At 54.6% G+C, this 11,777-nt stretch carries 7 protein-coding genes; 6 read left to right on the top strand and 1 reads right to left on the bottom strand.

The features are described 5' to 3' along the window. Positions 1 to 106: 106 nt before the first annotated feature. A complete protein-coding gene (locus ABD971_RS08605) occupies positions 107 to 820 on the bottom strand; it encodes a helix-turn-helix transcriptional regulator (protein ID WP_345321202.1) in 714 nt (237 codons plus the stop codon). 859 nt (positions 821 to 1,679) lie between these two features. Between ABD971_RS08605 and csrA the strand changes: the two genes are divergently transcribed. The 6 genes from csrA (at position 1,680) to ABD971_RS08575 (ending at position 11,338) form a co-directional block, all read left to right on the top strand. Beyond that, the gene (gene csrA, locus ABD971_RS08600) at positions 1,680 to 1,907 is read left to right on the top strand and encodes a carbon storage regulator CsrA (protein ID WP_339941993.1); all 228 of its coding nucleotides are present in this window, start codon (positions 1,680 to 1,682) and stop codon (positions 1,905 to 1,907) included. A gap of 41 nt (positions 1,908 to 1,948) precedes the next feature. Then, the gene (locus ABD971_RS08595; RefSeq protein WP_345321197.1) at positions 1,949 to 2,128 is read left to right on the top strand and encodes a hypothetical protein; all 180 of its coding nucleotides are present in this window, start codon (positions 1,949 to 1,951) and stop codon (positions 2,126 to 2,128) included. A gap of 401 nt (positions 2,129 to 2,529) precedes the next feature. Continuing rightward, the gene (locus tag ABD971_RS08590) at positions 2,530 to 4,638 is read left to right on the top strand and encodes a flagellin N-terminal helical domain-containing protein (protein WP_339941994.1); all 2,109 of its coding nucleotides are present in this window, start codon (positions 2,530 to 2,532) and stop codon (positions 4,636 to 4,638) included. A 593-nt stretch (positions 4,639 to 5,231) separates the two neighbouring features. After that, on the top strand, positions 5,232 to 7,682 hold the full coding sequence (locus tag ABD971_RS08585) for a flagellin N-terminal helical domain-containing protein (protein ID WP_339941995.1): 2,451 nt from the start codon (positions 5,232 to 5,234) through the stop codon (positions 7,680 to 7,682). 307 nt (positions 7,683 to 7,989) lie between these two features. Continuing rightward, entirely contained in the window at positions 7,990 to 10,764 is a 2,775-nt protein-coding gene (fliD, locus tag ABD971_RS08580; protein WP_339941996.1) for a flagellar filament capping protein FliD, read from the top strand. 55 nt (positions 10,765 to 10,819) lie between these two features. Beyond that, complete coding sequence (locus ABD971_RS08575) at positions 10,820 to 11,338, top strand: flagellar export chaperone FliS (protein WP_345321194.1); 519 nt, start codon at positions 10,820 to 10,822, stop codon at positions 11,336 to 11,338. Positions 11,339 to 11,777 lie beyond the last annotated feature (439 nt).

The following is an 11,777-nucleotide window of genomic DNA, read 5'->3' as shown; positions in this document are numbered from 1 at the left end:
AATGACCCGTGCGTTAATGACCCGTGCGTTAATGACCCGTGCGTTAATGACCCGTGCAGTAATGCCCCGTGCAGTAGTGACCGGAGCAGGAGGGTGCAACGAGCGGTTACCGCATCCGGTCGATCATGCGGTTTTCTTCCAACCGCACAAGTAGTTTGACGATCTCGACGGGCCGCCGTAGCCCCAGTGAGGTCATGATACGTTGACGGCGATTTTCAATCGATTTCGTCGTCAAGCTGACGGCTGCGGCAATGTCCTTGGTCGATTCCCCATCGGCGATCATGCGACAGATCGTGTGATCGATGTCGTCGAGCGTATTAAAAACGGCGAATTGCTCGCGTAACGACAAACGGCGAACGTCTTCGTCCTTGTCGACAAACCCAAGAATTCGCGAGACTCCGAGGATACAAAATGCGGGATCTTCGATCTCGTCGAGGCGTCGCTTATAGGTTTGCAAGGCACACATGCGGCCATCGGCATTGGGCGCAAAATGCTGACACTCGATCCATGGGTTGCCCAACAACAAGACGGCGTCCATGTGGCTATCGGTTTCATCATTGCCGACCGCGCGGCCGATCATCGTGCCGCCATTGGCGAACACGTCGCAGAGAGCTTGATTCTCGCGGATGATGCAACCGTGCGCATCTTTGATGTAGACACAATCGGTAAAGCGGCTCAGATCCGGCTCGGAACCCGATGCGTTTTCAGCCCACTGCAACAGAGCATTGACAACTTGAGTCTTGGACAACTCAAACGTGCGGGAATGAACTTGATGAGCTTTGTCGATTCGATTCGAAATATCCACGGAGCGAAACATCATTCAGTGGGCCACGCGATTACCGGTGTGTTTATCAGTCGAGACAAGCCGCCACTTGTCTCGCGACGTCGACTTATCAATATCCCCCATTTAACGGGGCTACGTCTAGATGGCAATTGGAATCTACGCAACGAATTGCAAAGATACGATGCATGTACAAAACGTTACGTTGGCGTTGAAACCCCGCCCTTGTTCCTAAAAACCGAATAGCAGCCGAACCACTTTTTTTGCTGAGTTTTTTCCCCCCTTTTGTTGACCTGCGACGGAGGTTTCGTAGATACGAAGAATTCTCGTAGTGGGATCACAGTTTTCCGGGTTGCTCCGGGGGGGGCGACACAAACGTTTTGATGCCGGAAACGTGCGGAGTCGCGCAGTTCGAGCTTCTCAAAGTCATCGCAACGACCGATTTGCGACCTTCCTTCGCTGCGGCCACGAGCTGGTACTTCGGATTTCGAAAGACGAACAGGGTGTGGTGGGACTCCGAACCCGCCGTAGTCTTTTTGATTATGAATTACTGAATTGCCACCAAAGATCGTCGGTTTGCAGCGATTGTTCCTTAAAATTGATTGAGGGTGGCTTCGCTCGCTCTGCCCGAGCTTCTCCGAGGGGTGAATCATGACAAAGCGAGCCTGATGCAATGGTTAAGACGTGGCGATGCATCATGTTGGGATGAATCATCACGACCGGTATGACGAGACTTTGGCGACGGAACTCAATGTTTCTAATGCTTTCATCCGATCTCTAGTCTTGTTCAAGGAGGAGTGCAGTCCACGAGCTGGCCCTTTATCTTGACTTGATTTGAGGAAGGATTCCTCAACTAGAAACATTACCCCCCAAACCATCCATCCACTTCGAGGGCACCATGCTCGTCCTTTCCAGACACCGCGACGAAAGCATCATGATTGGCGACGATGTTGTTGTTACCATCGTTGATATCCGAGGAGACAAAGTCCGCCTTGGGATCGAAGCTCCCCAATCGATTCCAGTTCACCGGCAGGAAGTTTATGATGCGATTCAGCGTGAGAATCGCAAATCATCTCAAACCGGGCCTGGCGCGACCAAAGACGTTCGCCCGCAACGAGGCGATTGAATCGCTGTGATGTAGCTGCCCTGACAGGACGAATAATTTCGGTGACCCATTCCGATGGTGACGGTGTTAACTTTACCGCTTGCCTCGGGCGTCACGATGGTCCTATTTGGCCAACACCCTACAATTGGTACAAATCTGATTGGATGTGTTTCGGCGATGTCGCGTTTGCGAGAGATCGGATGGGCTTGAGCAACGACGAGCGATACCAAACCGCACAATAAAAACAGCTGCGGTGCCAGAGTGTTCTTTAAACGAAGCGACATGATGTCGGTTTAGAGCGTCCTTGGCGACGAAGATCCAATTAAAAAGACAACACGAAGCCCTGGAAGACGTCCCCACGTCGACCAGGGTTTCTTTCGTTTTTGCGTCCTCTGTAACGATCGTGCCGATTAGGCACCCACGGTTAGTGAGTTTTTGCATCTCTGGGGGAAAGCTTGATCAAGTTTCCCAGTCCTCACGCTTTTCGTAACCCATCTTTTCGTCAGACAAGAGTGCCTTCATGGGGTAGGAATCGAAGGTCGGTTCCAAAATCGAGGCAGTCCTAAAGTCTGCCGGTCCTTTCTAGCGGCCGGATCCATCATCGTTAATGCGATTGGCCGCAAAATCAGAGGATTAAAGAACTATGACCAGAATTAATACCAACGTTTCGTCACTTGTTGCCCAGAACCGTCTGCAAAACAGCAACAACGACCTGCAAACCTCGTTGACTCGTTTGAGCACCGGTTTGCGAATCAATAGCGGGTCGGATGACCCAGCGGGTTTGATCGCCAGTGAAGCGTTGCGATCGGAAATCACCGGTCTAAACAAAGCAATCAGCAATACGAGTCGTGCCAACCAAATCATCAGTACCGCCGATAGTGCGTTGGGCCAAGTCAGTAACTTGCTCAACGACGTGCGAGGCTTGGTCGTCGAAGCGGCGAACACCGGAGCACTGAGCAGCGAGGAAATCGCGGCGAACCAACTGCAAATTGACAGTTCCTTGGAAGCGATCAACCGAATCGCTCAGACCACGACTTTCCAAGGCCGTAAGTTGCTTGACGGCAGCTTGGGCTTTCAAACTTCCGCCGGCACCAATTTTGCCAAGGTCAAAGACCTGCAAGTGGACCAAGCCAGCTTGGGCAGCACCGGGAAGGTATCGGTGGATGTCACGGTCAGCAAAGCTGCGGAACAAGCTAGCGTGGCGGTGGCCGACATTCCTGCGGGAATCAGTGCCACTGCGGCCACCGGCGATATTACGTTCACCAGCCAAACGGCAGCTGTCGCGTCGACCTTGGATTTCACACTTGGCGGCGAAGACTTCACGCTCACCGCGGACACCGCCGGTGCGGCCGGTGACGATCTGACCATTACCGTTGTGGCCTCAGGCGGCAGCGGATCTTCGCCAGTTGTTAGTAAATCGGGTGACGACTACACGATTACGCTGGCAAGCGACTCGACCGCCACGGCGGACGATATCGCTACGGCATTCAACGCGTTTGTTGACGCTAACGACGACGATGCAACGTTGACCACCACCGGTGGTGCAACCAATGTCGGTGCTGCGACCTTGACTCAGACAGCTTTGGCAGGAGGTGCCGATGCGGGCACCGCCGAAACCGCAACCATCAATCTGACCGCAAGCGTTGCGGGAACCGCCAGCAACATCGCTAGCATCAACTACGTCGAAGATGCCGGCACCACGACTCCGACAGCATCGTTTGACTCCGATACCGGAGCACTCACGATCACGGTCAATGACGCCAGCAGCGTGACGCTGTCGTCGGTGGTCGATGCCATCGAAGCAGGAACCGACTTTACCGCTGAAATCGAAACCGGCGGTGATTTCACCACGTTTGATCCGACCATCTCTACCGCTGCGAGTGCAAACTTGGTGGACGGAGTGGATGCGGGCGGCGGATTGGCCGAAGCGGCTGTATTTGAGTTGCAAGGAGCCAATGGATCGGAAGTCTTCAACGTCAGCAAGAACACCTCGATTGACGAATTGGTTAGCCAAATCAACTTGGTTTCCGATGCAACAGGCGTGAAAGCGACCAAAGACGGCACCACGTTGAACCTGACCTCAACCGCCTATGGCAGCGATGCCGTGGTCGATTTGCGAGTGATCAACGAAGCCGCCTCCGGAACGCTGACCGCTGCCGTCGGAGCGGGCAAACGGGATACCGGAGCGGACATCCAAGCCAAAGTCAACGGTATCGAAGCGAATGGGAAAGGCAACAGCCTGAACATCAACACTTCGACACTCGACCTTTCGCTAACCGTCGAAGATGGATCGAGCGACAACATTAGCTTCGACATCACCGGTGGCGGTGCGAAGTTCCAACTCGGTGCCGATGTGGTCGGTAACCAACAAGCTCGTATCGGTATCAACAGCGTGAACACCGCTCGCTTGGGCGGAACCAGCGGCAAGTTGTTCGAGTTGAGCTCGGGTGGAGCGGCATCGTTGGCCAACGATCCTTCGAAGGCAGCCGAAATTGTCGGCCAAGCGATCGAACAAGTCACTGGCATCCGGGGCCGATTGGGTGCGTTCCAGTCAACGACGCTCGACAGTAACTTGATCAGCTTGAACGAAACGCTTTCCAACTTGCAAGAAGCCGAGAGCTCGATCCGTGATGCGGACTTTGCCAAAGAGTCAGCGAATCTGACACGTGCCCAAATCTTGGTTCAATCGGGCACCAACGTGTTGTCGCTTGCCAACCAGAATCCTCAAAACGTTCTCTCGCTGCTTCGATAATTTCGAAGTCAGCGTCTGATGAGACGATTTTAATAGTAGCGACAGGCCGCTCGAGAGTAATCTCGAGCGGCCTGTTCTCGTTTTGGGCGATTGTGTAATTCGACATGACGCATGCCCAATGCGATCGACTCAAATCTTCTGAGCACTTCGCCGCGGATGTCGAGACCGACAATTCTGTCCCTCGCTGGTGATGCCCAGCCCGCTGTCAACGGTCGGCACCCCTCATTTCTCTCGCCCTAACTCCCCAGCGAAACTAGATCCTCGCAACCAGAGGGGGGCAGGTCGTAAGTGTTGTGGCGTTTCTAACTTGTCAAAGTCCAATCCATTTTGCCCAATCGGACCTTGAAAGTGCGTTATCTGGTCAAGCTGTAACGACTATGCCTGATATCGGAGCAGTTTGGAGTCGACCGATTCAGTTTTGCTGACAATACCCGCAGAGTTTCTAGCGATACATCCGATCTTCACACTGTCGGCAAAAGTGTCGATCCGAGGTTTGAGTCTTCAGGACTCCGTAGCCTTTCCAGGAACACCGGTTCACTTCGGCCGGATTCGTACCTTCACGTTTTCGATTTGCCGCAGGAATAATTAAGACCATGACAAGAATCAACACAAACGTCCCTTCGCTCGTCGCCCAAAACCGTTTGCAATCGAGCAACAATGACCTGCAAACGGCGTTGACGCGTTTGAGCACCGGTTTGCGAATCAACAGTGGCTCGGATGATCCGGCGGGCTTGATCGCAAGTGAAGCTTTGCGATCGGAAATCACCAGTCTTGGAAAGGCAGTCAGCAACACACGGCGTGCGAGCCAAATCATCAGCACCGCCGACAGTGCGTTGGGCCAGGTCAGTAACCTGCTGAACGATGTCCGTGGATTGGTTGTCGAAGCAGCGAACACCGGCGCGCTGAGCAACGAGGAAATCGCGGCGAACCAACTGCAAATCGACAGTTCACTCGAAGCAATCAACCGAATCGCTCAAACGACGACTTTCCAAGGTCGAAAGCTGTTGGACGGTGGTTTGGACTTCTTGACCAAAGCGGGCACCAACTTCAACAAGATCAGCAACTTGCAGATCGATCAGGCGAATCTAGGTCCTAACGGTTCGCTGAATGTTTCGGTTTCGGTAACGGCCGCTGCCGAACAAGCAACGGTCTCGATCGCCAACATTCCTGATGCGACCCCCGCAGCAAAATCAGCGGGATCACTCGATCTGTCTCGCACCATTACCGCCGCGAGCTCGGCTGGTTCACTCGAATTCACCCAAGCGAATGCTCAAACCGAAGCGACTTCGGGTACGATCACGCTTGCCAATGCGGGTGATTTCACACTTACCACCAAGGCTGGCGGAGCATTCGAAGGTGCTGCGGGCGAAGGTTTGGACATCATCGTCCAAACCGTGGGGTCGGGAACGCCATCGTCGATCGATAGCTCGGTCTCGGGCGAAGTGACGATCACGCTGGAAGAGGGCAAAACCCTCGCTGCAATCGCAACTGAATTGTCCGGCAACACGGACTTTGATTTCGCGAGTGTCGCGGCAGTCAACGTCGACAATACCGACGTGGTGGCCAGCGGATCGGAATCGCTTACCGGGGGTGCCGACGCTTCGACCAGTACTGCAACGATCGACATTACCGCCGACGCCACGGGCGCAGCAGGCGATATTGGATTGGTCTTCACCAAAACGAGCGGTGCGACCACCAGCGCTAGCATTAATGGTTCGGGCGACATTGAAGTGATCGTCGATGATAGCGGTACGACGACATTGGAAGAGATTCGCGCGGCGATTGACGGCATCAGTGGTTACAGTGCTGCGATCACCAACGGTGACACGATTCCAGTCGGTGATTACGACAATACGACGGCGGATCCGACCATTACGGCTCCGACCGGCGGTGCGGACGCTGCGACATTGACCTCGTCAATCTCGTTGACCGCAACGACTAACGGTGCGACCGCTAACGGTGCGACGATCACGTTCAGCAAAGTCGATGGAACCACGACCCCGACGGCGGTCGTGGATGGCAGCGGCAATATCACCATCACCGTGGACGACGATACCGATGTCGCCGTGGCCGATATTGTCAACGCGATCAATACCGAAGGAACTTATGTCGCCGAAGCGGATGCCGGGGACACGTTGACGACTTTCAACGGCAGCACCGACACCGACAGCACGACCGCCTTCGCCGACGGTGGATTGGCAACCGGCGGGTTGGCAAAAGACGTCGTTTTTGAACTGCTTGGTAAATCGGGTTCCGAAGTCTTTAACGTCAGTGCTGGCACCGGAATTGATGACCTGATCACCCAGATCAACTTGGTCAAAGACGCGACCGGCGTCACCGCAACCAAAGACGGAACCTCGCTGGTTCTGACATCCAGCGAATACGGTTCGGACGCCATCGTCGACCTGCGAGTGATTCAAGAAGAAACCGGAGGCACGTTCGAAACTTCGATCGGTGCCGGAGCTCGTGACACGGGTGCCGACATCAAGGCCAAGATCAACGGCGTGGATGCCAACGGCAAAGGCAACGAGTTGTCGATCAACACCTCGACGCTTGACGTGGCCATCACCGTCGAAGCCGGCTCGAGCGACAGTGTTGACTTCACCATCACCGGGGGTGGAGCCCTGTTCCAACTTGGTTCCGATGTGGTCAGCAACCAACAAGCTCGAATCGGCATCGGCAGCGTCGGATCGGCTCGACTCGGCGGCACCTCGGGCAAACTGTTCCAACTCGGCAGTGGCGAAGCCGCATCGCTGACGAACGACCCGAACAAGGCCGCACAAATTGTCACCGAGGCCATTGATCAAGTGACCAGCATTCGTGGTCGACTTGGTGCGTTCCAGTCGACGACGCTCGAAAGCAACTTGGTCAGCTTGAATGAAACAATGGCCAATCTGCAAGAGGCGGAAAGTTCGATTCGCGACGCGGACTTTGCCCAAGAGTCGGCGAACCTGACACGAGCTCAGATTCTGGTTCAATCGGGCACCAACGTGCTGTCGCTTGCCAACCAGAATCCGCAAAACGTCCTGTCGCTTCTACGATAAGACTAAATTGTTCCTGTTTGACTGGCATACGGCCGGTCGAGAGAGATCTCGGCCGGCTAGATGTCATTCTCGGACAACCCCAATGACCGTCACAGAGTACCGTTTATAGCGGATCTTTTTCTGGACGAATGGGTTGGTAATAGTCGATTGTGAGGTAGGGAATAGTGGAGCGTCTTGCGCAGATCCAGTAATGGAAGGGGTGCGTGGTGCTCAACGGGTGCCCATGTTGGCCCTTCTCGACCGTCCAAGACGCAGGTTGCGGCATTTCGCAATGCTGCACTCCTATTACTAACGTTGCAAAACACTCATGGGGCGAATTCAATCCTCCGTCGGACTGATCACCGGAACCGATATCGTCGGTACGGTCGATCAATTGATTGCCATCAGTGCCCAGCCGCGTGACCGTTTGGTCGCCAGCACCGAATTGCTGGCAAATAAACAAGCGGCGATTGCCGAGTTGACGGCGTCCGTGATTGGCGTCCAGCTTGCCGGGAATCGGTTGTCGAGTTCAACGCTGTTTAAAAGCAAGACCTCAACGTCGTCCAACAGCGATGCGTTGTCGGTCAAAAGCGGAAGTGCAGCCCAGGTTGGTACCCATGTGGTGCGGACACTGCAAACGGCGTCGACTCATAACACCACGTCTCTACAGCGATTCAGTGCTTCCGATACCGCATTGGGGTTTACGGGCCAAATCAGTATCAATCATGGCGAAAGTCTGATCGATAATTCGGTGGCGCTTTCGAGTCTGAATAATGGCCGCGGCGTTGAACCGGGCGTCGTGCGGATCACCGACCGTTCGGGAAAATCGGCAGAGATCGATTTTTCCGGTGCGCGAGACATGGACGATGTGATCTCGCTGATCAACGACGCCGATATCAACGTGCGAGCGACCACGTCGGGCAATTCGCTGCAATTGATCGACAACACGGGCTCGACCGACAGCAATTTGATCGTCGAGCAACTCGGCGACGCCGAAACTGCCGCGGACCTCGGCATTTGGGGTGTCGATGTTGCTAGCAGCACCGTGACGGGACTCGAGCTGGATCTTCCCGATGGGACGGAATCGGTTCGCGGCGCAGCACTGAGTGAATTGGCTGGCGGCAGCGGCGTCGGCCCGCTGACCAATCTGGATATCACGCTTTCGGACGGTTCCTCGGCCAGCATCGACTTGTCATCCGCGACGACGACCAGCGAAGTGATCGACGCGATTTCCGCGTCGGGGTTAAAGTTAACCGTACGACTGAATGACGCGCGAAACGGTTTTCAGGTGCGTGACGTTTCTGGCGGCACCGGCAACTTCACGATCGACGCCGCCGATGACACCGCATCGCAACTCGGGCTGACCGCATCGACGACCGATGATATTGTCGTTGGCGAAAACCTAAATCGACAAAACGTCACGCGTGATACGCTGCTCGAAGACCTCAATGGAGGTCTCGGGGTCAACATCGGCAGTTTCACGATCAAGGACAGCAAGGGTGTCCTTGGCGCGATCAATCTGAAAACGGCTGGGGCGAAAAATGTCGGCGAATTGATCGACAAAATCAATGCATTGTCGGCTGATGTCACCGCATCGATCAGCGAAAATGGCGATGGGATCTCGATCGTCGATAACGCAGGTGGCAGCGGCAAATTAACGATTGCCAATAGCGGAACCGCGACGACAGCGTCGGATTTGAAGATTGCCGGAACTGCGACGAATCAAACGATTGGCGGACAAACCAAATCGGCCATCGTCGGCACCAGCGCCGATGTGATCGAAGTGACCGCCGACGATACGCTTGAATCGTTGGTCAGCAAGATCAACACCGACGGCCGCTACGGCACCGCATCGATCCAGACGAATGACGATGGATCGTTCTCGTTGCGGATTCGCAGTCAACGCGGTGGCGAGGCCGGAAAACTTGCTATCAATACAACAGGATTTAGTCTCGACTTACGAACGGAATCGCGTGGTGCGGACGCTTTGATCGCCGTTTCGACCGACGGGGGAACCGAGCGGTACGTCAGTTCTAGCGATGGCGTATTTGACCTCGGGACCGACGGTGAACAATCGAGTCAAATCAACGGATCGACTCCGCTTGCTTCGCTGAAGGGGGGCAAGGGGATTTCGCTCGGAAGTTTCAAAGTCACCGACAGTCTTGGAAAAACGAGCGCCGTGAATTTGCGAGTCGAAGGGATCACGACGGTCGGCCAGTTGACCGCGGCGATCAACAATCTCGGGATCGGCGTCACTGCATCGATTAATGCCGATGGGACAGGAATTTCCGTCGTCGATACCGCCGGCGGCAGCGAAACACTGACAATCGAAGATGTTGGTATCGGCCGATCCGCCTCGGATTTGGGCATCGCCGGCGAAGCCACCACGCAAACGATCGCAGGACAATCGGTTTCCGCCTTGGTGGGACCGGCAGATGATGATGTCACCGACTCTGCCACCGGCATCAGTTTGACGCTCAAAGAATTATCGACCGATCCAATCACGATTTCGGTCAAGGACGATCCCACCGTGGTCTCCAATGCGACCAAAACCTTTGTCGATCAATACAACAAACTGATTGAAAAACTCGATTCGCTGACGTATTTCAACGCCGAGGCTCAAGAGGTGGGGTTGCTGTTTGGGTCGAGCGAAGCCAATCGGATCCGCGATTCGTACAGCCGGTTGCTGTCGGGGACGATCACTCAGGCGGGCGATTTAAAGTCGCTTGGTAGTGTTGGGATTCGATTCAATGGCGAAGGAAAACTCGAATTCGACGCTGAGAAATTTAGTGACGCGATGAGCGACGACTCCGCAGCGGTCGAGGCGTTCTTCACCACTTCGGAAACCGGCCTTTCGGACCGGCTCGATTCGGTCGCCGATCGAATTGCGGGAGTTTCGAACAGTCTATTGATCGGGCGTACCGAAACATTAGGGGCGCAGATCACGCAAAATAACGCGCGAATCGAGGCGCTGAACGACCGACTCGACAATGAACGCGAACGGTTATTGAAACAGTTTTACGCCACCGAAGAAGCGATCGGTAAAATCCAAGGCAACTCGTCGTATTTGTCGCAAATTGAGCGAATCACGATTCCTACGTAATCTTCCTATTCTTTCTCTCCTGAATTAATCATTCCTGCAAGGAGGCAGGTAACGCATGTCCTATTCCCCTTCGCATGCCGCATCGAATTACCAACCTAGCGGTTACAAACAATCGCGGCGTTCGACCGATGGCTATCTTGAATCGAGCATCCAACATGCGACGCCGGCTCGTTTACGATTGATGATCCTCGAACGCTCGGTCGAGGTCGCTCGCGTGCTCGCCAATGCATGGCGGACGCAACCGGAAAAGAAGGGCAACAACGAATACTCGCTGAAACTATTCGATTTGATCACCGAATTGTTGTCGGGCATCACCAGCAAAGAAGGGGTCTGCAATCAGGTAGCCGATCTGTACGTTTTTCTCGCCAAACACCTGTTGCTTGCCGAACAAAACAGCGATGCCGATGCGGTTGACGAGCTGCGTGAGATCCTAGAGATCGAAGCGGATACGTGGCGAATGGTCTGTGCCAACGAGACGCTAGCAAAAATGCCTGCCGCGTCCGCTGCAGGCACGACGGCCGCTCCGATTTCCACCGACACCCCAATTTCCGGCGGGCTGAACTTGCAAGGCTAAATCGACGCGGCAATTCGAAATCGACTCGGCAACTCGAAATCGACTCGGCAGCCCCCGAGCGAACGCCGCAAACCGCAACCGTCAACGAAAATCACGCACGGGACGCAGGAAACCGCTCAAGAACGGTTTCAAGCGTCCCGTGCGTTTTTTTTGGCCATTTAGCCTAACGCGATCATGCATTCAGAGCCGGCAATTTCCGGCATTTGCGTTTTGTAGCTACGCTCGCAAGAGCGTGGATAGTTGCCGCGCAATCGCGACGCAGCACCTTCTAGCGAAGGTAGCTACAGAAGATGCTTCACAGTGTTGGGCGATGTGGCTCACCCATTTCGCTTTCTCTCAATTTCCATTGATGTCAAGGATTGCGGTTGATTTTGACTGTAGCGATTGTTCCGGTTGATCCGATGATTCCTATTGAACGGGCTAGAGCGCACGTAGGTTC

It is taken from the genome of Novipirellula rosea, assembly GCF_039541335.1.
Classification (GTDB): Bacteria; Planctomycetota; Planctomycetia; order Pirellulales; family Pirellulaceae; genus Novipirellula; species Novipirellula rosea.
Note: the sequence above shows the minus strand (reverse complement) of the source record. Positions and strands in the feature narration are given on the sequence as shown.

Excerpts from the sequence above, each read along its gene's own strand:
- ABD971_RS08605 (WP_345321202.1), bottom strand. The coding sequence starts at position 820 with ATGATGTTTCGCTCCGTGGATATTTCGAATCGAATCGACAAAGCTCAT.
- csrA (WP_339941993.1), top strand. The coding sequence starts at position 1,680 with ATGCTCGTCCTTTCCAGACACCGCGACGAAAGCATCATGATTGGCGAC.
- ABD971_RS08590 (WP_339941994.1), top strand. The coding sequence starts at position 2,530 with ATGACCAGAATTAATACCAACGTTTCGTCACTTGTTGCCCAGAACCGT.
- ABD971_RS08585 (WP_339941995.1), top strand. The coding sequence starts at position 5,232 with ATGACAAGAATCAACACAAACGTCCCTTCGCTCGTCGCCCAAAACCGT.
- fliD (WP_339941996.1), top strand. The coding sequence starts at position 7,990 with ATGGGGCGAATTCAATCCTCCGTCGGACTGATCACCGGAACCGATATC.
- ABD971_RS08575 (WP_345321194.1), top strand. The coding sequence starts at position 10,820 with ATGTCCTATTCCCCTTCGCATGCCGCATCGAATTACCAACCTAGCGGT.